20 protein-coding genes are annotated in these 24,899 nt (G+C 62.3%); 7 read left to right on the forward strand and 13 right to left on the reverse strand.

Features of this window, described 5'->3' with window-relative positions; translation table 11 throughout:
- Nucleotides 1-45: 45 nt before the first annotated feature.
- The 6 genes from EK373_RS08630 to EK373_RS08655 all read right to left on the reverse strand — a co-directional run bounded on the left by EK373_RS08630 (nt 46) and on the right by EK373_RS08655 (nt 7,564).
- On the reverse strand, nt 46-822 hold the full coding sequence (locus EK373_RS08630; protein WP_129642277.1) for a ferredoxin--NADP reductase: 777 nt from the start codon (nt 820-822) through the stop codon (nt 46-48).
- 19 nt (nt 823-841) lie between these two features.
- Nucleotides 842-1,174, reverse strand: coding sequence for a DUF3325 domain-containing protein (locus EK373_RS08635; RefSeq protein WP_129642278.1), 333 nt, complete (start codon nt 1,172-1,174; stop codon nt 842-844).
- Nucleotides 1,174-2,757 carry a PepSY-associated TM helix domain-containing protein gene (locus EK373_RS08640; RefSeq protein WP_129642279.1) on the reverse strand — a complete coding sequence of 528 codons (1,584 nt, stop codon included), beginning with the start codon at nt 2,755-2,757 and terminating at the stop codon, nt 1,174-1,176. Before EK373_RS08640 ends, EK373_RS08635 begins: the two co-directional genes overlap by 1 nt.
- Complete coding sequence (locus tag EK373_RS08645) at nt 2,754-3,047, reverse strand: DUF3649 domain-containing protein (protein ID WP_129642280.1); 294 nt, start codon at nt 3,045-3,047, stop codon at nt 2,754-2,756. The genes EK373_RS08640 and EK373_RS08645 overlap by 4 nt, the downstream gene beginning before the upstream one ends.
- Before the next feature lie 342 nt (nt 3,048-3,389).
- Nucleotides 3,390-4,469 (reverse strand): efflux RND transporter periplasmic adaptor subunit, encoded by a 1,080-nt coding sequence (locus tag EK373_RS08650; protein WP_129642281.1) that lies wholly within the window; start codon nt 4,467-4,469, stop codon nt 3,390-3,392.
- A complete protein-coding gene (locus EK373_RS08655) occupies nt 4,466-7,564 on the reverse strand; it encodes an efflux RND transporter permease subunit (protein ID WP_129642282.1) in 3,099 nt (1,032 codons plus the stop codon). Before EK373_RS08655 ends, EK373_RS08650 begins: the two co-directional genes overlap by 4 nt.
- A 176-nt stretch (nt 7,565-7,740) precedes the next feature.
- On the opposite strand from EK373_RS08655, the gene EK373_RS08660 reads away from it, so the two are divergent.
- Entirely contained in the window at nt 7,741-9,777 is a 2,037-nt protein-coding gene (locus EK373_RS08660) for an MDR family MFS transporter (protein ID WP_198683160.1), read from the forward strand.
- Complete coding sequence (locus EK373_RS08665) at nt 9,770-11,011, forward strand: MFS transporter (RefSeq protein WP_129642283.1); 1,242 nt, start codon at nt 9,770-9,772, stop codon at nt 11,009-11,011. The genes EK373_RS08660 and EK373_RS08665 overlap by 8 nt, the downstream gene beginning before the upstream one ends.
- Before the next feature lie 24 nt (nt 11,012-11,035).
- On the opposite strand, the gene EK373_RS08670 is transcribed toward EK373_RS08665, so the two are convergent.
- The 4 genes from EK373_RS08670 to EK373_RS08685 form a co-directional block, all read right to left on the reverse strand.
- Nucleotides 11,036-11,254, reverse strand: a complete 219-nt coding sequence (locus EK373_RS08670; protein WP_129642284.1) for a DUF6496 domain-containing protein — start codon at nt 11,252-11,254, stop codon at nt 11,036-11,038.
- Nucleotides 11,255-11,330: 76 nt separating this feature from the next.
- Complete coding sequence (locus tag EK373_RS08675) at nt 11,331-12,533, reverse strand: exo-beta-N-acetylmuramidase NamZ family protein (protein WP_129642285.1); 1,203 nt, start codon at nt 12,531-12,533, stop codon at nt 11,331-11,333.
- A complete protein-coding gene (locus EK373_RS08680; RefSeq protein WP_129642286.1) occupies nt 12,530-13,093 on the reverse strand; it encodes a DOMON-like domain-containing protein in 564 nt (187 codons plus the stop codon). Before EK373_RS08680 ends, EK373_RS08675 begins: the two co-directional genes overlap by 4 nt.
- 35 nt (nt 13,094-13,128) lie before the next feature.
- Entirely contained in the window at nt 13,129-14,511 is a 1,383-nt protein-coding gene (locus tag EK373_RS08685; RefSeq protein WP_157994279.1) for a spinster family MFS transporter, read from the reverse strand.
- A gap of 205 nt (nt 14,512-14,716) precedes the next feature.
- On the opposite strand from EK373_RS08685, the gene EK373_RS08690 reads away from it, so the two are divergent.
- A complete protein-coding gene (locus EK373_RS08690) occupies nt 14,717-15,982 on the forward strand; it encodes an MFS transporter (RefSeq protein WP_129642288.1) in 1,266 nt (421 codons plus the stop codon).
- Between the two features lie 127 nt (nt 15,983-16,109).
- On the opposite strand, the gene EK373_RS08695 is transcribed toward EK373_RS08690, so the two are convergent.
- Nucleotides 16,110-16,973, reverse strand: coding sequence for an NAD(P)-dependent oxidoreductase (locus EK373_RS08695; RefSeq protein WP_129642289.1), 864 nt, complete (start codon nt 16,971-16,973; stop codon nt 16,110-16,112).
- A gap of 114 nt (nt 16,974-17,087) precedes the next feature.
- Here EK373_RS08695 and EK373_RS08700 point away from each other — a divergent pair, with 114 nt between their 5' ends.
- Entirely contained in the window at nt 17,088-17,444 is a 357-nt protein-coding gene (locus EK373_RS08700; RefSeq protein WP_129642290.1) for a winged helix-turn-helix transcriptional regulator, read from the forward strand.
- A 195-nt stretch (nt 17,445-17,639) separates the two neighbouring features.
- Here EK373_RS08700 and EK373_RS08705 read toward each other — a convergent pair whose 3' ends face one another.
- Complete coding sequence (locus tag EK373_RS08705) at nt 17,640-18,197, reverse strand: NADAR family protein (RefSeq protein WP_129642291.1); 558 nt, start codon at nt 18,195-18,197, stop codon at nt 17,640-17,642.
- A gap of 340 nt (nt 18,198-18,537) precedes the next feature.
- On the opposite strand from EK373_RS08705, the gene EK373_RS08710 reads away from it, so the two are divergent.
- The 3 genes from EK373_RS08710 to EK373_RS08720 all read left to right on the forward strand — a co-directional run bounded on the left by EK373_RS08710 (nt 18,538) and on the right by EK373_RS08720 (nt 21,888).
- The gene (locus EK373_RS08710) at nt 18,538-18,861 is read left to right on the forward strand and encodes a hypothetical protein (RefSeq protein WP_129642292.1); all 324 of its coding nucleotides are present in this window, start codon (nt 18,538-18,540) and stop codon (nt 18,859-18,861) included.
- Between the two features lie 561 nt (nt 18,862-19,422).
- Nucleotides 19,423-20,313 carry a class A beta-lactamase gene (bla, locus tag EK373_RS08715; protein ID WP_129642293.1) on the forward strand — a complete coding sequence of 297 codons (891 nt, stop codon included), beginning with the start codon at nt 19,423-19,425 and terminating at the stop codon, nt 20,311-20,313.
- Between the two features lie 360 nt (nt 20,314-20,673).
- Nucleotides 20,674-21,888: a S41 family peptidase gene (locus EK373_RS08720; RefSeq protein ID WP_129642294.1), complete on the forward strand. Its 1,215-nt coding sequence runs from the start codon at nt 20,674-20,676 to the stop codon at nt 21,886-21,888.
- Nucleotides 21,889-22,182: 294 nt separating this feature from the next.
- Here EK373_RS08720 and EK373_RS08725 read toward each other — a convergent pair whose 3' ends face one another.
- Nucleotides 22,183-24,897 carry a serine/threonine-protein kinase gene (locus EK373_RS08725; protein WP_129642295.1) on the reverse strand — a complete coding sequence of 905 codons (2,715 nt, stop codon included), beginning with the start codon at nt 24,895-24,897 and terminating at the stop codon, nt 22,183-22,185.
- Nucleotides 24,898-24,899: the final 2 nt, after the last annotated feature.

A 24,899-nucleotide genomic window follows, 5' to 3' on the forward strand; every position in this document is an offset into this window, starting at 1 on the left:
CTTAACACCGGGCCGCGCTGCGGCCCGGTGCCGTCGATCGGAAGGTTATTTCTCGACGAACGCGCGCTCGATGACGTAGTCGCCGGGCGAGCCGATGTGCGCGGAGATCTGGAAGCCGCGCGCGTCGAGGATGGCAGACAGGTCCTTCAACATGGACGGGCTGCCGCAAATCATGGCGCGATCGTGTTCCGGGTTCAGCTGCGGCAGGCCGATCTGTTCGAACAACTTGCCGCTCTCGATCAGGTCCGTCAGGCGGCCGCGATTGCGGTACGGCTCGCGCGTTACGGTGGGGAAGTAGATGAGTTGATTGGCGACCATTTCGCCGATGTGCTCGTCCTTGGGCAGCACGTGCGTCAGATATTCCTCGTAGGCCAGCTCGCTGGTGGCGCGCACGCTGTGCAGGAGCACGACCTTCTCGAACTTCTCGTACAGCGCCGGATCCTTGACCAGGCTCATGAAGGGCGCGAGGCCCGTGCCCGAGCTCAGCAGGTACACATGTTTGCCCGGCTTCAAATCGTCGATCAGCAGCGAGCCGGTGGGCTTGCGGCTGACCAGCACTTCGTGACCCGGCAGCAGGTGCTGCAGGCGTGAGGTGAGCGCGCCGTTCTGCACCTTGATGCTGAAGAACTCGAGGTGCTCTTCGTGATTGGCGCTCGCGATGCTGTAGGCGCGGGTCAGCGGACGGCCGTCGACCTGCAGGCCCATCATGACGAACTGGCCGTTCTCGAAGCGCAGGCCTGGATTACGGGTCGTCACGAAGCTGAACAACGTGTCGTTCCAGTGACGGACTCGCAGAACGCGCTCAGTGTTGAAAGCAGACATTTGGTTCCTCAATTCCTCATCACGCGCTGACCAGAAAGTGACCCGCCAAGGCGCAGATCGGCAGCCCCAGTCCCAGGCCGGCAGCCACCCGGGGGTAGTACGTCAGCAGTAAAACGAAACTCACGGCGCTCGCAGTGAGCATGCCGAACCATTCGACCGTGCCTATCGGCCAGCCCGCCTGGGCGGCGGTCATCCATAACGACACGGTCAAAGCGATCCAGCCAGCGGCGCGCAGGAGCGCCCTTTGTAGGGGCGTTGGCTCCCGCTGCAAGAGCTCGCGGGCATGGCGGCTCATGGCGAAGCATAGCGCCGCCCACCCCGAGTACGTCAGCGCGAATGGGAATAAGGACATTACGCCCGCTCCGCTTCTGCCGGGAGATTCAGGGCTTCTGGAGCCTTACGCTGCGCGGGTTTGCGGCTGCCGGGCGTGCGGGAGGCGTACCACCCCGTCAAACCTAACAGGGCGGCGATGCCCAGCATTGTCAAATCGAAGCCCGCATAGACCCAGTTGCCTTGGGCCAGGGTGATGCCTAGATGGGTCTGAGTGGTGAGGGCATTGACCGCCGGCAGGGCCGCGAACAGCGCTGCGCCCGCGACCAACTGGGTCGTCCAGGCGACCCGCGCCGGCGGGATCATCGGAAGCACGAAGCTGAGCAGCCAGGCGGCAAAGAAGACGCGCACTTCCCAAGCCGGCCGATCGGCCAGCGCCACTGGCAGCAGACGATTCGCGTAGAAGAACGCGGCCACCGCGATCGGCAGGCCCGTGATCACGCCGATGTTCAAGACTTCGACCAACCGGTGCCCGAACGGGGTGTAGCCCAGCTTGGCGCGCTCGGGAGCGCGCTTTACCGTCCACAACACCAGGCCGCTCGCGACCATCAATATTCCGCCGAGGCCAGACAGCGTGAACAGCCAGCGCAGGGTCGTCGAAGAGAACGTCGCCATGTGCAGGCCGAACATCACAGCGCGCGTCTGTGAGGCTGGCGCGGGTTCACCTGCAACGGAAAGCACCTCGCCGGTCGTGCCGGAGAACACGACGTTTCGATTGCTGTTGGCCAGCTGGCCCTCGGTGTCACGGCGGATCGTGATGCGCGAGTTGATGTCGGATGGATTGTTGATCGTGATGAACGCCGCGTGCGCGCCATTCCATCGCGTGCGCGCTTCGTGCAGCAGCGGCTCGATGTCGGTCAGCACGCCCGGCTGATTGGCCGGTTTGACTTCTTCGGCGACCCCGGTGGCGTCCGCGAAAAAAGCTTCACGATTGTCGCCGTAGTTCGCCTGCACGCCCCACGGCATGTACATGAACATCAACGTCACGAGGCCCGTGTACGTGATCATCACGTGATAGGGCAGGGCGAGCACGCCGACGGCGTTGTGCGCGTCGAGCCAGGAGCGCTGGCCCTTTCTCGGGCGAAGCGTGAAGAAGTCCTTGAAGATCTTCTTGTGGGTGATGACGCCGCTGATGATGGCGACGAACATGAACATGGCGCAGAAGCCGACCACCCAACGGCCCCAGATGGGCTTCATGCTCAGCTCGAAATGGAAGCGATAGAAGAAGTCGCCGCCGCGCGTCTCGCGGGCTTTCACTTCTTCGCCGGTGCTTGGATCCAGCCAGGCGGTCTTGAAACCGCGCCGTCCCTCGCCGCCGCCGTTGGGATCTCGGTACGTCACCCGGACTATCGGCTCACGCGCTTCCGGCAAAGTGATGAACCAACGCGGCGAGTTCGGCGCGCGCTCCTTGAGCGTCGCGATTGTCTTCGACGCCGCGTTCGCGTCGGCCTTTACGTCGCGCAGCTCCGGCCGCGTCCATTGTGAGATCTCGGGGCGGAAGTAACTCAGCGTGCCGGTGACGAACACCGCGAACAGAATCCAGCCGACCACCAGCCCGGACCAGGTGTGCAGCCACGCCATCGATTGGCGAAACCCTTCCTTCATGACGCAGCCACCTGTCTTTGCAGCCAAACGAGTGCACCGAGCACGATCATGGAGCCGACGATTCCCGCCCACGCGCGCCAGGTGGTGCGAGCGGCGAACACCCAGATCACGACGCAGGCGTAGATGAGGAACGATGACAGCGTCGCCGTCATCGACGCCTCGGCTCTCGACAGCGGCAGGAAGATCGCCATCGCGAAGCTGGCAAGCGCGGTCAGCGCGTAACCACCGACGATGGCTGCGAGGGCTCGTGCGGCGACGGACAGGCGATAGGAAGGCGTGAGCGCCGCCATGCTTAGCGACTCCACCGTGCTGACCCGCGCCCGATTCCCGACTGCATACGCCTCCCGACGACATCAGGGATGGCTAGCGGTCTCGGCCGCGCAAGTCGGGCCTCAAACGGGCGTGGCTGGTCCCAGCGATTAGAGCCGTCCGATGATAATCATTCTTATTTGGAATGCAACGCGGTTACGGTGGAGGAGTGGCCGGGTAGGGACCTGCCAGTACTGCTCGACCAGGCGCCGTGCCCGTGCATAACACACCATGGTGTCCGCAGTAGGATGGGCCGCCTCAGAGGTGCGCGCGATGATTTGATTGTGCTCGGGGGCGAAAACTTGAAAGTCGGGTGAATAGATTCACGCGTCCGGCCGGGGCTTGGCTTTGAGCGAGGCATCGCGAGTCAGGATGGTGACGCGCTGGCCGTCCTGCAGGCGTTCGACGCCCCGGACGACGACGACATCTCCGGCGCTGACCGGGCCGTCGATGGTGACGAGGTCGCCGTCGGTCGTGAGTGAGGTGATGGCGACGCGTTCAGCGGTGTTGTCGCGGCGGATGCGCATCAGGTAGTTGCCGCTCTGGCGGACGGCGATGGCGTCGCGCGGGACGACGAGGGCTTCGGTCGCGTCGCGTTCGGGCAGGCCGACTTCGAGGGCGGAGCCGACGTTGAAGGCGCTGTCCGCCAGCAGCATGCGCAGCTCGAACTGCCGCGAGCGTTCCTCGCCGACCGGCACGACCGTCCGCACCGTTGCAGGGACCTGTTTGTTCGCCACCTTGATCGGCAACTCCATGTTCGGCTTCACAGAGCTGAGCAGCGCCAGCGGCGCCTGGACGCGCGCTTCGACGTGAACCGTATCGACGAGTCGCGCGATCGACGCGCCGGTCGCAACGTATTCGCCGCGTTGAGCGAGCCGCTCCGTCACGACACCGGAGAATGGCGCCCGAACTTCCGTCTGCTCCAAATCGTGTTTAGCGGAACGATGACGCACCTCCGCCTGTTGCAGCTGAGCTGTGAGCATCGCGAGCTGCGACCGGACTTCGTCGAGCTGGGTTTGTGAGATGGAGTTGTTCGCCAGTTTCTCGATCCGCTGCAGCTGTCGCTCCGACATCGCGCGCTGCGCCTCGATGCGCATCATCTCCGCCTTCGCATCTTCGACCTGCAGGCGCACGGCTTCGTCTTCCAGCTTCGCAACGCGCTCGCCGGCGCGAATGCGAGTGCCCACTTCGGCGACATATTCCAACCGGCCCGCGGCGCTGGTCGCGAGCCGCGCATCGTTGCGACTGACGACACTGCCGGGAACCCAGCGTCGCGGCGCCACGCGCGTCACCGAGGCTTGCGCGACTTCGACCATCACGACCGGCAGCTCGGGTTTCGTTTGCTGAGCGCCGGCACTCGCGGCGCACAGCATCAGCAACCATCCTTTCGTGATTCGCATCATTGCGCAGTCTCCGTTAACAAACCGGCATCGTGAGTCGCCGCCGCCGGCGCGCGACGCTCGTAGACGAGTCGCATCAAGCTGGGCAGCAGCACGATCGAAAACACCATACTCACAATCACGCCTGCGACATTTACAGCCGCGAGGCCGCGATAGATGGTGCTGGCAGGTCCAGGATTGACCACCATGGGCAAGGCGCCAAGCGCACCGGTCAGCGTGCTCGCAACCATCGCGCGTAGTCGCTGATTGAGCGACATCCGCAGCGCTTCTTCCAGGCTGTGACCGTGATTCATCGCCTCGCGCGTGAGGTCGACCAGCAGGATCGCGTGATTGACGATGATGCCGATCATCATGATGAAGCCGATCATGGTGAGCAGGTCGAGCGGCTGGAACGCCACCACGCCCAGCAAACGAATGCCGAGCACGCCGCCGGCCAGCGCCAGCGGCACCGTGAGCACGACGACCAGCGCATCGCGCAGCGAATGAAACATCGCCGCCATCAGCATGAACAGCACCAGCAACGCCAGCAGGAAGTTGCCGCTCATGGTGGCAATGATGGTGTCCAGTCGATCGGCGCTGCCCGCGAGCCGGATATTTGCATCGGCGGGCAGATTGGCGCGCAACTGGGGCACGATGTCGCTGTTGATCTTCGCGAGCATGTCTTCCAGCGACAGCGTCGGCGGCGGATCGATGGTGAGCGTCACGGTGCGGTGATGATCGACGCGTCGGATCTGCTCCGAAACCAGCGTCGTCTCCAGCGTAACCAGTTCGCCGAGCGGCACGACTTCGCCCGAGGGCGTGATCAACGGCGCCTGCGCGAGATCTTCGGGCGTCTCGCCCAGATTGGTTCGCAGGATCACCGGCAAGCGGGTCTGACCATCGAAGTATTCCCCGAGCCAGGCGCCGTCGCCGAGCGAGCGGACGACCGTGCCCAACGCTGCGCGATCCCAGCCAACTTCGGCGATGCGTCGATCGTTGGGCTCGGCGCGCAGCTCCAGGACCTGCACGTCCGTATTGGGGAAGGACTGCACATTTGCGCCGGGGAATGTTTCCTCCAACAGTCGCCGGCCATCCGCAGCGGTTGAGTTCAACGAGGCGGTGTCGGTGGTTTGCAGATGAATCGCGACCGAGCGCGCCGAGCCGCCGATGCCGCCGAACAACTCGCCTTCATTGACGAACACTCGCGTGTCGGGAATGCCGACGACAATTTCGTCACGCACGATGCGTTCCAGCTCGCCGATGCGCTCGTCATCGATCACGCGCGCGCCGAGCGTGCCGCCACCAGGCCAGAGCAGCACGTAATAATTCTTGAGTCGCGGCTCTTTCTCGCCGGTCATGTACGGCTGCATGCGCTCGTGCAGCCTGGTGACGATCTCGCGATCCACCGTCGCCGGGCTCATGCCCGGCGGAAAACTGAAGTACGCGTCGATCGCTGCGCGCTTCACCGGCGGCAAGTAGTCGAGCTTTGGCAGGAACGCCCACGACAGCAGCAATGGCGCGACCAACAACACGAGAACCCACATCACCTGCTGACGCCGGGTGCGCGTCCATTCGATGACCTTGTCGGTCAGTCCGGGCCAGCCTTCGCCATAACCGGATTTCTGCGCAGGCCCGCTCAGCATGCGCCCGGCAGCGGCCGGCACGAAAGTGATCGCGACCAGGATGGAAAATGCGACGGCGATGGAGATGGTCAACGCCAGGTCGGCAAAGATCTGACCTTCGACATCTTTGAGGAACAACACGGGCAGGAACACCGCGATCGTCGTGGTCGTCGATGCGAACAGCGCGGGCACGACCTGGCGCGTGCCGTCATGCGCCGCTTGATCGATCGGCATGCCGGTTTCCCGCAAGCGAATGATGTTGCCGGAGACGACGATCGCACCTTCGACGACCATGCCGACGGCGAACGCGAGTCCGGCGAGCGAGATCACATTGATGCTGCGGCCGGCGAGGTGCAGCGCACAGAACGTCGCAAGCAAACAGATCGGGATGGTGGTCGCGATGATCACGGTGGCGCGGACGTTCCGCATGAACCACCACACGCACACGAGCGCGAGCAGCGCGCCGACGACCAGATTTTCGATCAGCAGATTGACGGCCCGAGTGATGAACACCGAGGCGTCGAACGATTGCTCGATCCCAAGCCCGCGCTCGCGCAGCGGCCCTTCGCGCAGCTCGGCGACGACGCGCTTGGCTTCCTCGAGCGTAGAGAGCACGTTCGCGCCTGGCGCTCGCAAGAGTTGCAAGCCGATGGCGGGATTGCCGTTCTGATGCGAATAGAAGAGCTGGTCCGGTGGACGGGCCTCGACCACGGCGACGTCAGAGAGTCGCACCGGCTGGCCATCGCGCCACGCCAGCACCAGTTGGCCCAATTGATCCACGTCGTATCGGCCCGCATAGCGCAATGCGTACTGCCGTCGGCCCACATCGAGCTGCCCCGCAGAAACATTGTTGGCGCTCGCGGCCAGCCTCGCGATATCGGGAATGCCCACACCGAGCGCGGCGGCTCGCGGCAGATCGACGGTGATACGGATGTCGTTCGGCGCGCCGCCGTTCACGCGTATGCCGCCCACACCGGGAATCGATTCGAGACGCGGCTGCACGACGTCTTCGATAAAGCGGCGATAGTTGTCGATCGGACCCGGGGTGCCCGGCAGTAGCTGCACGAAGAACCATGTAAGGCTCTCGTTGGTGTCACCGCCGAGTCCACCCAACTGGACGATGGGTCGATCGGCGTCGCGCGGCAACGGCGGCAAACGACTCATGCGGCCGATCACATCGACGAGCGCCGCCTTCATGTCGGTGCCGATGGCGAATGTGATCGTGACATCGGTGCCGCCGCTGTTGGCGTTGCCGGTGATTTCCTCCACGCCCGACAGGCCTTGCAGCACCCGTTCCTGCGGTTCCAGCAGTTCCGCCTCGGCCTCCTCGGGGGAGGCGCCCCGCCAGTTGGTCGTGATGCCGATGGTCGGTCGCTCGATATCCGGAAACAGCTGCAGCGGCAGCTCCAGCAGGCTGAGCGTGCCGAACAGGGCGACGAGCAGCACGGTCACGCCGACAGCGATGGGGTTACGGATGGCAGCGGCAATGACTCGCATCGCACGGCTCCCTGTTATTTACAATGGCCAGGTGCGGATTGGACCGCACCTCGGTCCGCTGGTTTGGGCGCTTGCGACCAGCCGAATTCAAATCACGACAGACCGAACGTTGTGATGCGGGGCGGCGGCGGACGGTTTAAGCTCTGCGGCGTTTTTTGCGACCCCGAACCCACCCCTTGAACGACTCGAGCGACTTACAAATCACGTCCGCCGAAAGGCGCCTGACGCTGGCGGCGCTGGCGGTCGTGGTCCTGCTCAGTGCCCTCGACCAGACCATCGTCGCGACGGCCATGCCTCGGATCATCGAGCAGCTGCAAGGCCTGTCGATGTATGCCTGGGTCACGACGGCATACATGCTCACTTCGACGGTTTCGGTGCCGCTTTATGGCAAGTTGAGCGACCAATACGGACGCAAGCCCATTTTGATCCTGGGCGTCGTGGTGTTCCTGGTCGGCTCGGCGCTGTGCGGACTGAGCGGCGAGTTCGGCAGCTTGCCGGTGCTGGGCAGCGGCATGATGCAGCTGGTGGTGTTCCGCGCTCTGCAAGGACTGGGTGCGGGCGCGTTGATGACTGTTTCGTTCGCCGTCATGGCGGATATGTACCCTCCCCGCGAGCGCGGCCGGTTGTTTGGTGTGTTCGGCTCGGTGTTCGGTCTGGCGACGGTCGTGGGGCCGTTCATCGGCGGTTTCTTCACCGATCACGGCACCGTGTCGCTGGGCGCTCATGAGATCGCCGGGTGGCGCTGGGTGTTCTATGTGAACCTGCCGCTCGGCGCGCTCGCCTTGTTCATGATCGTTTATCGCATGCCTGCCTTGCGGAAGGGCGGCGGCGGCAACATCGACTATCTGGGCGCTGTGCTGGTTGTGCTGACGGCGGCATCGTTGTTGCTCGGCCTCACTTTGGGCGGCACGCACTACGCATGGGATTCGCCACCCATCGTCAGCCTGTTTGTCATGTCGTTCGTGTCGCTGGCGATCCTCATCTGGGTCGAAGGGCGCGCCCGCGAGCCCATTCTGCCGTTGCACCTTTTCAGCATTCCCACCTTCCGGATCGCGACGCTGGGTTCGTTCGTCATGAGCATGGCCTTCCTCGGCGTCGTGATGTTCATGCCGTTGTACATGCAGGTCGTGCAGGGCGTTTCAGCTGTGCAGAGTGGCGTGGCCTTGCTGCCGTTGATGCTCACCTTGATCGTCAGCAGCATCGGCTCGGGTCGCATCGTCGCACGCACCGGGAAGTACAAATTGCTGATGGTGAGCGGCGGAGTGCTGCTCGTCGCGGGCGTCGTGTCGCTGACCGGCATCGGCGCGGCCACGACGCAAGCCGATCTGACGTGGCGGCTCGCATTGACCGGCCTGGGCCTCGGACCGGCGCAGACGCTGTTCAGCCTGGTCATTCAGAACGCCGCGCCCGCGAATCAGATCGGCGTGGCCACCAGCATGAGTCAGTTCAGCCGGCAGATCGGCTCGACGGTCGGCGTGGCCATCTTCGGAACATTTCTTACGCACGCGCTCACGGCTGAGTTGCCCAAGCACGTGCCCCAGCTGCCGGGCGGCAACGTCTCGCAGTTGGATCTGGCACACGCTCAGAGTCAGGCCATGAACGTGGACCAGATTCGTGCGCGCGTGCAGGCGGCGCTCGACGAGCGATATCAAGTCATCGAGCGCGCCTTCAACGAAGATCAGCGAGCGGTGCAGGACGTGCTCGCCGATCCACGACTGCCGGAAGCGGTGAAAGCGCCGCTGCGCGATGGCGGGCTGCGCGCGAAGACACACGACGAGCTGCAGGAACGCACCGATGCTCTGGTCGCCGAATTGAAGGCGGGCGAAGCGGGGCGTGATCGATTGCTGAAGGATCCCGATCTGTCGCCGGCCATGAAAAAGCAGTTGGCAAATATTCCCTCGCGCGCGTGGAACGAACCGGACGTGATTGCGGGCGTCGCCACCTTGTTTCGCGACAGCCTGCTCGCGACGGAAAATGCGATTGTCGCCAAGCGGGCTCAAAACGCGCTGCAGATGGTCAAGGCCGGGATGGCGATGTATGCAAACAAGCTGGTCGCCGACATTCAGCGCGGCGTGAAAGTAGCATTCGCGGCTTCGATCGCTCACATGTTGGAGCGGGCGCTGTGGATCGTCGGCCTCGCGCTGTTCGTCGTGCTGTTCATTCCCGAGCTGCCGCTGCGCGCGAAACCGCATTCGGACACAGCCAGTGAATAACGCGACTACTCCGGCGCCGGCGCGCCGCTCCTTCGCGGCCCTGCGCCACCCGGGCTATCGTGGCTTCTTCCTGAGCTTCGCCGGCGCGATGATGGCGGACAGCGTCGAGCACGTCATCAGCTACTGGATGATGTTCGAGAAGTTCCAGTCGAATGCGCTCGGTGCGTTCGCGGTGGTGTCGCACTGGCTGCCGTTCCTGCTGTTGTCCCTGCCGGTCGGCGCGCTGACCGATCATTTCGATCCGCGACGCCTGATTCAAATCGGCATGGTGATATTCATGGGAGTGTCGCTCGCCTGGGGCGCGCTGTTCCTGACCGATACGCTGGAGGTCTGGCATGCGATGGTGCTGCTGACTCTGCATGGCATCGCCGGCGTGCTGTGGACGCCTACTGCGCAGGTGCTGCTCCATCACGTCGTGCCAGCGGAGGATCTGCAGAGCGCCGTGCGGCTGAACGCAACGTCGCGGCAACTCGGCTTGCTCGGCGGGCCGGCGATCGGTGGCGCGCTGTTGATGCTGCTCGGTCCCACGCACGGCATTCTCCTGAATGCATTTTTCTATGTGCCGACGATCCTCTGGTTGTGGAAAGCGCCATATTCGCGGGCCGCGGCCGGGCAGGGAGCGCCGCGACGCGCATTGCTGTCGTTGAGCGATGTGACATCGACATTGCATCGCATCGGCTCGCACAAGACCTTGCTGTCGATGATCCTGCTTTCGGGCGGCGCGTCGTTCTTCATCGGCAATGCTTACCTGCCGCAGATGCCGGACTTCGCGCGCTCGCTGGGTCACTTCAATGCGGATCTTTCCTACAGCGTATTGTTGGGCGCGGACGCAATTGGAGCGTTGACGGCAGGCTTCATCCTGGAGAGTCGTGGCTGGCTGGCGCCGAATCCGCGCACGGCGATGATCCTGGCGATGCTCTGGTGTGCTGCACTGGCCGGCTTCGCCATGTCGTCGTTCTATTCGCTCGCGGTGTTGTTGCTGTTCATCGCCGGTTTCATGGACCTGTCCTTCAACTCGATGGCTCAGACGCTCGTGCAATTGAACGCGCCGGCTGACATACGCGGTCGCGTGTTGGGCGTGTTCTCGATGATGGCGCTGGGGCTGCGAACGTTCAGCGGTGTGACGGTGGGACTGATGGGCGCCGCGATCGGCATTCACACCTCTTTGACCCTCAGCGCGCTGGCGCTGATCGCACTCAGCGCGCTGTTGCTCGTGCGCAGTTCCAGGTCTTGACTGGAGCTGCGCACGTCGAGCGGCCTATTTCTTCTTCGAGCTCTTTTTCTTCCGGCTGCTCTTCTTCTTCGGCACCTTCGCTCCGGAACGCCGCGCTTCGGACAAGCCGATTGCGATCGCTTGCTTGCGGCTCTTCACCTTCTTGCCGGAGCGACCGCTGCGCAGCGTGCCTTTCTTGCGTTCGCGCATGGTCTTCTCGACCTTCTTCGACGCCTTCTTGCTGTATTTGCGTTTGGTCGCCATGAATGGCTCCTCGGGTGTCGGGCTGAATCAGTCCCGACCCACCAACGCCCTGAGTCAGTGCGCTGTTCCGGAAGCCTTACCGATAGATCAGGAATGCCTCACGTTCTTGCGCCCACGATTTCTCATCGGGCTGCGTCAGTGCATCCAGATCGGCGGGCGTCGACTTCGCGTCGTCGACCCATTCGCGCAGCTGCGGGCCGCCGTTGATGATGTCGATGGCGAGCCGATCCTTCTCGTATTCATAGTGAAAGTCGCGCCATAGCGGATAGTCGGGATGCAGTCGACGGATGGCTTTGAACGCCAATGTTTGCAGGCGCCACGGCAGGAACGCGTGGTGATCGTAGCTCGGATCTTCGACGTGAATCTGCAAGCCTGAGCAAAGTTTCCCGACATGTTTGTGAAACGTCGGCTCGAACCAGCAGGGGCGCAGGCGACAACCTTGCAACCATTGCGGCGCGAGTGAAACCATGGTGGTCAGCACTTGGTTCGCATCGATATCCGGTGCGCCGAACAACTCGAGCGGTCGCGTCGTGCCGCGTCCTTCGGAGAGCGTTGTTCCCTCAAGCATCACGGTGCCTGCATAAGCGCGCGCCATCCAAAGGTTCGGCGCGTTCGGGCTGGGATTGACCCAGGTTCGTTCGCCCAGCGGCCAGCCGTAACCCGGTGCACTGTCCGGCTGCCAGCCTTGCATCTCGATCACGCGGTAATCGACGTTGAGCTCGAGCGTGCGCACGAACCAATGCGCGAGCTCGCCGAGCGTGAGGCCGTGTCGCATCGGCAGCGGTCCCGCGCCGACGAAACTTTCCCAACCGGCGCGCAGACGCAGTCCCTCGATCGGCCGTCCAGCGGGATTCGGGCGATCGAGCACCCACACCGACTTGCCATGCTTCGCCGCTGCTTCGAGCACGTAACGCAGCGTGGTGATGAACGTATAGATGCGGCAGCCGAGGTCCTGCAGATCGACCAGCAACACATCGAACGGCTGCATCATCTCGTCCGTCGGACGCCGCACTTCGCCGTACAGACTGAAGACCGGAATCCCAAGGACCGGGTCGTTGAAGGTCGGTGACTCGACCATGTTGTCTTGCTTGTCGCCGCGCAGGCCGTGTTGCGGACCGAACGCCGCAGTTAGCTTTACTCCCACGGCGGCAAGCGCATCCAGGGAATGAGTCAGATCCGTCGTGACGGATGCGGGATGGGCGAGCAGCGCGACGCGCTTGCCTTGTAACTCACGACGCAGCGATGGCTCGTCGAGCAGCCGATCGATACCGAACTTCATGCAGGATCTCCGGCCAGCCGTAAGGCAAAGCCATCGCGATGGTGAAAATCAGGCTTGCCCGGCGGATGTGCCAGCGCCCAATAGGAAATAACGCCTTGCTCGCTTTGCATGACCGCCGAGACGGCGAGCCGCATGTTGCGGCCCTTGATCTCATGGGCGGTCAGTCCCGGAATGGCGCCGAGATGGATGTCCACATCGGCTTCCAGCTCGTCGCCGTGACGACGGACGATCACGCGCGGCGGCGGCAGCGGGTTCAGCGACGTGACGTTTTGGCGATAGCTGCCGAAGCGGTACACCGCCCATTGGCTGGAGGGCGAGAAGTTGAATTCGAAGTAGGCGTCGCTGTCATCGAAGCCGATGAACGCTTCCAGGCAGGTCTGCTGCCACAACAGATCCTGGAACTTGCTGGGCGCCTGGGCCGGCAGCTGCAGACGATCGATGTCGCCGCGGATCCGATAGTCCAGCACCAGCAGATCCGCCGTGAGGGAATCTACTTCGACCGTGATGCCGGAGACGACGTTGTCCGGTGTGGATGGGTGGCATAGCAGCGGCGTTTGCATGCGCCCATTCTATGCCACTCCGCCGCCCGCGCGCGTCAGTGCCAGTTCGCGGTTGCCGCAATCTTTTCCCGGTACAACGGCCGGGCCAGCCACAGCAGTACCGCGGCGATGCTGCTGCCCGCGACCACGACTATGGCCAGGCCCCAGCGAATCTGCGTCGGATCCTTGAGGAGATAGTCGCTGATGAACGGCACCAGCGCCGGGCCGACGCCCATGCCGAGCAAGTTGATCGTGAACAGGTACACCGACGAGATCTGCGCGCGCATCTGGTTGGGCGTGACTTGATTGACCGCCATCGGGCCCATGGCCACGTAACCATGGAAGGGCAGGCCGGCAATGCAGATGGCGACGCACGCGATCGCAAACGACGGCATGAACGGTGTGAGCGAGCTCGTGACCAGCGTCGCCAGCGCCACGACCAGGCAGACTTTGATCGGCGCGTCGGTTTGACCGCGCGACGCCCAGAAGTCGCAGAGTTTCCCGGCGAGCAGGATGCCGGTGGTGTTGATGAATATGGTGGACAGGCCGATGACGATGCCGACCTGCGCGGGCTGCACTCCGTACGTACGAGCAATGACAGTCGGCAGCCAGGCGCCCACCGAGTAGCCGATCATGGCCAGCATGGCGAGCGCGATGAAGTGCAAGCTGTAAAAGTTGCCGTGCTTCGCCAGGTACTTCAGCACTTCGCTGAACGGCACTTTCTGCCCGAAGTCTTCGCCGCTCGCCGATTGAATCTTCATCAGTCCGCGCCGCTCCGGCTCTCGCACCCCAAGGAGCAATAACGGCAGTAACAATCCCGGCGCGCCGGTGACGATGAAGACGAATTGCCACGCGCGGACCTCGCCGAGTAACGGCAGCGTGAATGTCTTGCCCTCGCCGGAGATGGCGGCGACGACCAGGCCACCCACCAGCATCGCGACGCCTGCGCCGATCGCGATGCCCATGTTGTAGACGCTGAAGGCGCGGCCCTGTTTCTCTCTCGGAAACGCGTCGCTGATCATGGAGTACGCCGCTGGTGAAAGCGCAGCTTCGCCGACGCCAACGCCGGCGCGAGCCAGGCACAGTTGCAGCCAGTTCTTCGCGAGGCCGCAGAACGTTGCCATCAGCGACCACGCGACGATGCCGGCCGCAACGATGGTTTTGCGGTTCATGCGATCGGCGAGCCGGCCGATGGGAATACCGAAGAACGTATAAAAGAGCGCGAACGCAAAGCCTTGCAACAGACCGATCTGTGTGTCGGTGACTTGCAGGTCGCGTTTGATGGGCTCGACCAGCAGCGAAATGATCTGCCGGTCGATGAACGAGAAGATGTAGAAGAGCAGCAATACGAAGACCAGATACCAGGCTTGCGCCGACGCCGGATACGGCACGGCTCCAGCGAATGCGGGCGGCGTGGCCGCCGGATCCTGAGTATTCAATTCTGTTCCCCCCGTGCAGGCGCTCGAATGGATTGAAGCCTTCGCAACTGCATCGCGGTCGCCGCCTGTCTTCCTGATGGGGCGTACCGAGAATTCAAATCAGTGTAGTCGCAGCAGCGTCCGGCGGCGAGTCCAGCTTGTTGATTTCATAGGGCAGAACAAAGTCGCTTGTGAGTTGTGCAAGCTTCCGGGCATCCTGCGCGCCATGCATCCACAAGAGCAGCCGGCTTCGGTCGCAGCTGTCGATGACAAACCGCGCGTAGGTTGGGGATTCATCACGCTCCACGCGCTGGCCTACACAGGCACGTGGCTGGCGTTGCTCACGCCGGTGCTCGTGACCATTGCTTTGCGCGTTCGGAATCTCGCGCCCGAAACTGCAGCCTCGAGTTTGTCGCTGGTGCTGGGGCTCGGCGCGTTCTTCGCGCTCGTCGGCAATCCTTTGTTCGGTCGATTGAGCGATCGAACCACCTCGCGCTTCGGCATGCGCAGGCCCTGGCTGATCGGCGGAGTCATCTGCGGTGCGCTGGCGTTGTTGATGATCGCAACGGCCACCAGCATCGCGATGGTGCTCATCGGTTGGTGCCTGGCTCAGCTCGCGTTCAATGCGGTGTTGGCGGCCATCATTGCCGTCTTGCCCGACCAGGTTCCCGTGGAACAGCGCGGCACTGTTGCCGGTGTGATGGGCGTTTGTTTGCCGCTGGGGCAGGTGAGTGGCACGTATCTGGTGCAGTCGGTCGCCACGTCGACGTTGCACACGTTCATGGTGCCTGCGGCGATCTGTGTGGCGGTCGTGTTGTTGTTTGCTGTGATGTTGCCCGATCGACGCCTCGCGCCAGGCCAGGTTCCGCCGCTGGGCTGGCGCGATGTGATAGCAATCTATTGGGTCAATCCGCGGCAGTATCCGGACTTCGGCTGGACCTGGCTGAGTCGTTTGTTACTCGTGCTCGGCACGGCGTTCCTGAATACCTATCAACCGTTCTATCTGATCGACAAGCTCGGTCACGCCGAGGTGGAAATTCCCACACTCATTTTCCAGGGCATCCTGGTGCAGACCGTCGCCATCATCGCGGTGAGCATCCTCGGTGGGCGGCTATCGGATGCGATCGGCCGTCGCAAGATTTTTGTGGTGATCGGCGGTGCGGTCTATGCGATCGGCTTGTGGGTCATCGCCGCCGCGCCAGACTATCCAACCTTCCTCCTCGGCATGACCATCACCGGCATCGGTCATGGTGTTTACTTCGCGGTCGATCTGGCGCTCGTGACCGATGTTCTGCCGAACCGATGGCGCGATGCCGCCAAGGATCTCGGCATCTTCAACGTTGCGAATGCTTTGCCTCAAGCCATCGCACCCGCCGTAGCGCCGGTGATCCTCGCGCTCACCGGTGGCAATTACACGTGGCTGTTCGCGATTGCAGGCTCGATCGCGCTGATGGCGTCGGTGACCATTCTGCCTGTGAAGAGCGTGCGCTAGCGGGCTTGGCTTAAACGCACAATCCCTCGCTACTCCCCTCCAGCTGTACAGCCCTGGGCCCGCAAGTTGCCAGGCACCAGCATGGATAGCTTTCCCTCGCGCACAGTTTTCTCGCAAGAATGAACCCCTACCGCAGCACCTTGATCAGCGCCGCGTGCTCCTCAGCCCCGTAACCCGCGTCGATCGCGCGTCGGAACAAGCTAGCCGCGAACGTCGGAAACTCATCGTTGATGCCGCTTTCGCGCGCGTGTTGCACTAGCCGGATGATGTCTGTGCCGGCCGTCTTGATCGTGCTCTCCGGGTCGGCGTAGTCGTCGTGCTCGATGACTTCACTCAAGTGTTTCGCCTCAATGCCCAGTAGCGGCGTCAGATCCGCCAGCATCGATCCGAAGGCTGTCACGCGCACTCCTTCCACCTCGCAAACACGGGCGCCTTGGCACAAACCAATCCAGTGTCCAGCGAGATACGAGAGCATGGCCGAGAACAGCGCGGCCGACTTACCGGCGTCATCGCTCAAGAAACTGAGATTGCCCGCAAGCTTCCTCAACTGCGACTCATGTTCCTGATAAACCCCTTCGCGACCGGAAACCACGATCGACGCCTCGGATGTGCCAATCTGTCTCGGCCACGCGAGGATGGCGCCATCAAGATACTGCGCAGCGCGCGCATGCATCCAACTTTCTAGATCCCGCGCTTCCCGCGGCGTGCCAGTACTGAGTTGCACGATCGCTCGATCTGAAAGTGCCGCATCGACTCCCGCTGATGCGAGAACCTCGCACGTGGCCGGGTAGTCCGACAGGCAGATGACCGTGATGGGACTGGCGCGTACGGCTTCCGCAACATTCGCGGCGAGCGAGGCACCTGCCCGGATCAGTGGCTCTGCTTTGGCGGCCGAACGATTCCAAACCGTCACTCGATCGCCACATTTCACAAAGGCACGCGCCAGCGCCGCGCCCATTTCGCCCAAACCGATGACCGTGACTGAACTCATGTGTAAGCTGCTCCGGAGATCCATGTACGCGATGGCATCACGAGGTGCGCAGTGTGGCGCGAGCGAATTTATTATCAATTACTTACGTCTTCGTAAGTGCGCGAGTCCGAGGCCATGACGAACACCACCAACGCCGATGAGCAGCAAGCTTGCGGACTGACTGCGGCCTTGAATGTGATCAGCGGCAAATGGAAGCCGACCATCATCTGGCACTTGCATGCGCAACCGCTGCGATTCGGCGAGCTGCGGCGGCGTTTGCCTGGAATCAGCGAAAAGATCCTGTCGGAGCAGCTCAAAGAACTGCAACTGAGCGGCATCGTGCGCCGTGAAGAGTTCGATGAGGCTCGGTTACGAGTCGAATATTCTTTGACGCCGCCTGGGGCGCTGCTCAATCGAGCGGTGCACGCGTTGGCGGAATGGGGCTCAGCTTACGGCAACCCGCCCGCGCCGAACGTGATGTGCCAGCGCTGAGCGTCGCCCGGTAGCGATACTGAATATCTTTCGATCATCAAGACGCGCTATGCCGTTTCGGGTCGAAAGCTGCCCTTAGTGGACGCAGGAAGTTCCGCAGAAGCGCTAAACGTTGTTTCTGCAGTGTCGATCCGAGTCCGCGTGAGGTAGGACGGCAGGCGCTGCCGGCAACACCAGGGCGGGTGTGCTTGATGCCTACCGCAACTTCTCAATAGCGTCGCGTGCCTGCATGAGTGCAAAGTCCAGTAGATTGAGGCCGCGCCACTGGTTCGGATTGTTTACTCTCTCATCGCCCTGGGCGAGACCTATGCCCCAGATCCTATCCATCGGACTTGCCTCGACTAGGATGCGTGAGCCGGTTTGCTGAAGGAAATGTCTCAGTTCATGGTTCTGCGCAAACTTCGCCACGTTGGCTCGGACTACGATGGAGAACCGGTTTTCTACCCAGGTGGCCTCATTGAATCCTCGCACTTGGCGTCCGAGTGCCTTGGCGGTACCGGGACTCGCCGCCTGAAGCACTTGCATTCTTGTCTCGTGATCGCCGAATAGGGCGGCTTTCTCCGCCATCATGAAGTGCTCTGCTGTTGGGTACCGTTGGCCATCAACAGCGAACGGGGCGCTATACCACTGACTGAAGCAGGAAGCGGTCACGCCGCTCTTCGTGCGTTGATGCCCCCAGAAAAAGACATACTTCAGCTTTTCTCTCGCGTTGAAGCGAGCACGAAGATCTTCGAGGAATAGCTTGTCGCGCATCGGTATTCTCACAGTACCAGATGTGTCGGCATGGCCCGATGTTCATAGATCTGCCTGCTGGCAGTTATCACCGCGCGTCGGCGGCTGAGGCATGCTTTCCTTCCTGGCTGCCACTGCAATCCTGAGCAGCGTCCCGGCTTGTCAGGAGCTTCATCCGCAGGCGACCCCTACTGCGGATGGGGCGACGTACGCTTTGGCGGAAGATGTGCGGCTGGCCTTTGGACGGGATGAGTCGCTCGACACGCAGTCGGACTATGGTCAACGAGCGATGCTATACACTTCCGAGCGCGGCGTAGCCCGGCGGACGTATTACTCTTCGGGGGCCGAAGATGGCTCCGCCATGACGCCTACCTTTTTCGGTGATTGTGGCCGGCACGAACTGCTGATTCTTGCCGACGTCGGCAATGAGTCCGCCTGGGGATTCCGAGTGTTCGCCTACGACGGCAAGGTATTGCGCGATCTGGGTGAGATTCCGATCGCAGTATGGGGCGATGGCAATATGGAATCCGCGATTCCGTTCGTGAAACTGGCTCCGCACGATGAAGTGATCGATCTCACGTTCACTACGGATGTAATCAAGGACCCTGAGTCGCGGTCCCAGCAGCCGCTCGCCGCGAAGGATGCTCGCTATCAAATAGGGTTGACGTCGATACGAGCAAAGTAGCGGCGAACTGGTGCCGAAATCGTGCCGCGCGTCACCATTGGGTCGAATCCTGCGGCTGAGCGCGGCTTAATCCAGCAGACCTCTGCAGCACTCACTGGCCCGCAGTGGAATAGGTCGCGGCGAAGCGCTACACGTTGTTCCGGCTGTCCTCGTCCGAGTTCGGGTGCGATGAGCTGGCTCCCAGTATCGGGAGTTTGATCGATCCGTCGGCAGCAATCGTGAAGCTGACGACAATGCTTCCAGTCCAGTAGAGGTCATCACGGCGGAAGGTGCGCGGCTCGCTGGGTTGTGCTGCCGGCATGGGGTCGCAGGGTGGCAGGCTCTCAGCCCCACCGGCAGCGTACACGCATGTCAGTAGTGCCGAGGCTGCAATGAGAGTTGTCGTTCGCATGTCCATTTTCGCGAATCAGGTTCAAACTGCTGCGAGCTTAGCAGGCCATCACTCGAGTATGCCCTGAGCATGCAGGCAATCTCGCAGAACGGCTACACGACGTTCCTGCAATCCCTATTCGGATTCGGGTGAGATAGAGCGCAGGCACGAATCACCAGGAGCAGCTATTCGTGAGTCAACCGGAGTTTCCATTATCGAGCCGACGATGGTTCATCGGCGCAGCGTCAGTTGCGCTATACGGCGCTGCGGGTGCGGCGCGCGAGCAGCAGGGCATCGTCGAGCGTCTGACTGCAATCCGTTCGCGCATCGGCGGCCGGCTCGGCGCGTATGTGCTCGATACCCACACCGGCCGGCGGTTCGGCCTCGACTACGACGAAAGATTCGCCATGGCCTCGACCTTCAAGTGGCTGCTGGCCGCGGCAGTCCTGGCGAAGGTCGAGCGCGCGGAGCTGCGCCTCGAACAGAGGGTCTCCTTTGCGGAGAAAGATCTTCTGGCGCATGCTCCGGTCACATCGAAGCATCTCAGGCAAAGTTCGCTGACGTTGCGCGAGCTGTGTGCCGCTGTCGTCGAGGTCAGCGACAATACTGCCGCCAATCTGCTGTTGCGGCTCATCGAAGGCCCGGAAGGCCTCACAAAGTTCGCGCGCGCGTCGGGTGATGAAATGACGCGGCTGGATCGCACGGAACTGGCGCTGAATTCCAACTTGCCGGGAGACCCGCGCGACACTACGACACCGCGGGCGATGGTCGGTAGCATGGAGCGGGTGCTTCTGGGAACCGTTCTCTCCGAGCCTTCGCGCCAGATACTCATTCAGTGGATGATCAATTCGTCGACGGGTCTGCAGCGTATTCGTGCAGGATTGCCGGCGCACTGGAAGGTAGGGGACAAGACGGGCACGGGCGCCAGCGGTGCCGTCAATGACCTAGCGATGGTCTGGCCGCCTGGTCGCAAGCCGATACTGATGGCGGTGTATATGTCCGAGTCGACGGAAACGGTCGAAACGCTGAGTGCCGCGCATGCGCAGGTCGCAGCGGAGGTGGTTCGCGAGCTGGCCGCGTAGTGGTAACGGCGCGGTCGAGTTGCGGTGGCGGGGAAGTTTGTCAGAACGCATCGGTGAGCCGCTACACGCTGTTCCTGCAGTCTCGGTGCGGGTACGCGTGCGATAACCGCGAGACGACCCTTTTCGGACACGACCAGCCTTTGGCAGGCACAACCGAACATGGGATCTCAGCGTCAATGAGGTCAAGGGCTCGCCGGTTGGGCGGTTGCGCCTGAGATCGAGCCCGTGGACGAGCTGCCATTGAAACCTTTCGAGCGGGTTGCGCATCCAAAAACGATAAGTCCGAACCGCCGAGTCGGAACACATGTCTTTCGACCGCTCGGGCGAGCACCCGTCGAAGCTGAACACTGGATGTGCTTTGTGAAGAAACTGTTCTGCATCCTGCTCCTTGCTGCCAACTTTGCTCATGGTGAAGCTTCGCTTCCGGATTTGACTGCCGAACAGTGGCGACAGGATCTCGAGTTCTTCGCCAACGAGATCACGACGAAACACCGGGATCCTTTTCACTTCACCAGCAAGACCGAATTCGACCTGGCGGTGTCCGGCCTGCGCCAGCGGATCCCCTCGATGAAAGACTACGAAGTTGTCGTTGGCTTGCAGCACCTGGCGGCCCTCATTGGCGACGGGCATTCGTTTCTGGACACATCAGGCTTGTATGAGAGGTTTCCGCTGGAGGCCTTCTGGTTTGGCAACGATCTGAGGGTAATCCGTGCGGCTCCTGAATACCGGGAAGCACTGGGATCCAGGATTGTCTCGATCGGATCCGTATCCATTGAGGAAGTGCAGAAGAGGATTCAACAGTTCGTTCCGCAAGCTGAGAACCAGTGGTACGTGCTGAACAGCAGCGCACAGCAGCTCATGAACGTCGAGCCGCTGGCCGCCTTGGGCGTCCTTCCGGGTCCGGGTTCCGCTGATTTCACCTTCGAAGATGATTCGGGTCGTCGCTTCACGCTGCGGATTCGGCCAGTCCCTGCAGGAGCCAGCAAGTCAGGGGAGGTCGCTATCGAACCCGTGCCATTGCCCTTTCAGCACCCGGAGGAAGCGCTTTGGTTTACGTACCTGGCTGACTCCAAAACGGTTTATGTGAATTTCCGCTCGTACCGAGACCTGGAGACGCAGTCCGCACGGCTTTGGGAATACGTCGGCAGGCATCCGGTAAGACGCCTGATAGTCGATATGCGCTGGAACCAAGGTGGAAACTTCACCAAGGGGAGGGAATATCTCATCTACAAGCTGATATTCATGCCCGCCTTAAACCGTGCCGGACATCTTTTCGTGATTACGGGCCGCGGCGCATTTTCAGCTGGCATGACCAACATCACCGATTTTCGCAGAGAGACGGAAGCAATCCTGGTCGGCGAGCCCACGGGTGCGCGCCCCAACGGATACCAGGAGAACCATTTGTTTACGCTTCCACTCTCAAAGCTGCGTGTCTCTTGTTCGATGCTCAGGTACAGATTTCAGCCGGACTCAGAGACTGACGCTGTATTCCCCGATCAGCGAATCGACCCTGATTGGCCGTTGTTCAGGGCGGGAAAAGATGCAGCACTGCAGTGGATTTTGGCAAGGCCATAGCTAACCATTGTGCCGCCCATAGCCGACATTCGTGATTGACCGGTACGGGTCGCAACCTGCCGCCCGCAGCGCTCCCGAGCGCTCTGTAGCTTTCCGTGAATGGAGGTAATTCCGAAGAAGGGATTTGAACCTGCAACCATCTCGCTGAACAGATGAGCTGGCTAGCGCAGCGTCGCAGTCTATCGAAAGCCAGGGCGGTTCTGACATGCATCTCGGACGATCGTCGGCATCCGCACGCGTTTGAAGCTCGTCCGGGGTTGCTGATGTGCTGATCGCCGCAGCTCGGTCGATAGCTCACATCGCGATGGCACGTTTGGCGCGAATGGTTTGGGGATGATCCGGGCCGAGCTGGGACTCCAGAGTGACAACCGATTGTTCGATCAGCTGCCTCCCTTCTGCCTTTCCGGTGGCGACGTTTGCTTCACCCAGCCGGGCGCGGGCTTCGGCGAGTTCCCAGCTTTGTTCCCACATTACTTGCTCGCGAAGCTTCACTGCTTCTTCGAGCAGCGGTGCAGCGTCGGCGGCGCGATGGTTTTGCAGCAGCAGTTCGCCTTGTGTGATCAGTGCCTGGCCTAACGCGAGTTGCGCGGCTGGGCCGCCGGCGCGCAATTTGGCGATGACATTCGCGAGTTCGGCGTTCGCTTTCTCGAAGGGCTGATGATTGGCGGTGAGCCTGGCTTTGGCCAGTCGTGCGCGTTGGGCAAAGAAGTGATCGTCACCAAACTGCTTGCGCGCCAGTGCGAAAGATTCGTCAGCGAGTTGAGCCGCGTGCTGGCTTCGCCCGGCCGCGGCATGCGCTTCGGCGAGAAACGTTTGGTTCTGCACGTGCAGACCGCTGCCTCGCGCAGTGAACTTCTCGGCCATGCGCGAAGCTTCTTCGAGAATGGGAATGGCTAGATCCGGTCGGCCCAGCGCCGTCTGTAACGAGCCGTACTGGCCCATTGACGCAGCGACCGCCGCCGAATCGCCCGAGATCGCGCGCTGGCCTTCAAAAGCGTGTTTCAGCTCGCGCTCCGCATCGGCGATGCGGCCGACGCGATACGACAGCGTGCCGACGTTCGCGCGCATCACTAACGCGGGCACGTCTTCGCCAGAGCCCAGCGCGTCATGAATGGCCAGTGCCTTCCGGTAAGCTGCCGTCGCCTCCTGCAGCCGATTGGCATTCATCAGCGCGATGCCGAGCGAGTTGTAAAGGATCGCCGTCTCGCTGTGGTTCTCTCCGGAGAGCGCGATGCGCTCGGCAATCGCCTGCTCATTGGTCGCGATGGAGCCGGCCAAGTCGCCTTGCGCGCGGAGCACTCTCGCTTTGACTGTGACCCATTCGAGGTGCTGCTCGGCGTAGCGCTTGCGGTCGGTGTTCCAGAATTGTTCGGCCGGCCGCAGCAGTTCCTCGGCGCGTTGCAGGTTCCCTCGAGCGAGCTCGGCGTGCGCGAGCTTCTGCCTGACGAGCGCCACCGTCTCCGGGTTGGCTTCTGGGCCGGCTTGATTCAAATAGCCCTCGAGCAACGGCACCTGTCCGGCCACATCCTCGAGCGCGCCATACAAATCCGCGAGCGTCTCGACGACTTTGCCGGCGAGATAAGGGTCGTCGCGATATTCCTGCAAGACTCGCTCGGCGCTGCGATCGAGCATGGCCTTCGCAGTCGTTGGACCGGAGTCATCCGTTGTCACGGAGTTGCGGAACATGCGCGTCAGATACATGCGGACGGCTTCTTCCCGCGCCGCGGCTCTGCGAGCAATGTCGCGTTCGACGGCGGTGCGCGCCGCCTGTTCGCGAGCCTCGCGAGCTTGCCAGATTGCAACGCTGGCGCCACCGAGTAAAGCGATCAGGACGGCGGCCGCTGCGGCGGTCCCAACCCGGTTGCGACTAACGAACTTGCTGAAGCGATACCACGCGCTATCGGGCCGCGCTTGAATGGGGCGGCCTTGCAGATGATGTTCGATATCCAGGGCGAAGGCGTCAGCGCTCGCATAACGCTGCGTGGGATCTTTCTTCAGCGCACGATTCAAAATTGCGTCGATGTCGCCGCGCAAACGCCGGCCGCGTTGCTGATCTTGAGTGGTCGTGCTCGCAAGCGACGCATCGATCTCGGTGATCGCGCGTTCGAGCTGCCCGCCGCCGGTGTGCTTCGGCGAGTAAGGCAGTGCGCCCGTCAGCAACTGGTAACTCACGACGCCCAGCGAATAGACGTCGGTGGCCGTGCTGATCGGCTCGCCTTTGATCTGCTCCGGCGCGGCGTACTCAGGTGTGAAGGCACGCACGGCGAACTGCGTCTGCTCGCCGGGCTGATTCTCCAGCAGCTTGGCAACGCCGAAGTCCAGCAATCGAACGGAGCCATCGGCCGTCACGAGAACATTGCTGGGCTTCAGGTCGCGATGGACGACGAGCCGCGCGTGCGCATGAGCGACGGCGCGCGCCACTTGCAGGACCAGCTGCAATATTTGTTCGACGGTCGGAGAGCGCTCCGAGCAGTAGCGGTCGATCGTCACGCCTTCCACATATTCCATGGCCATGAATGGCCGGCCCAGATCGTCCACGCCGGCGTCGTACAGTCGCGCGATGTTGGGATGTTCGAGCGTGGCGAGAATGTCCCGCTCACGCGCCATGCGTTCGGCCAAGCCGCCGATCCAGGTGACGTGCGGCAGCTTGAGCGCAACGTTTCGTTTGAAGGTGCCGTCGTCGCGTTCGGCGAGCCACACGCTGCCCATGCCGCCGCGGCCCAGTTCCCGCACCAGACGGTATGGGCCGACGTGATTTCCGGGCGAAGGCGTGCTCAGCGGAGAGGTATTGATGCCGGTCAGGCTCGTGAACTGCGGCATGTCGCGCAGGAACTCATCGCTGTCGCGGGTCGCATGCTTCGCCAGTAACTCGCGAAGTGCGGGTTTGAGTCTTTCGTAGTCCCCGGACAGCGAGTCGAGCCAGGTGTCGCGTTCGGTCGGCGGCAGGTCGAGCGCCGTATCGAGCAGCTCGAACATCTGTTTCCAGTCTTCGGGCCCGATTCTTTGCATGG

The organism is Peristeroidobacter agariperforans (genome assembly GCF_004138335.1).
Taxonomy (GTDB): Bacteria; Pseudomonadota; Gammaproteobacteria; order Steroidobacterales; family Steroidobacteraceae; genus Steroidobacter; species Steroidobacter agariperforans.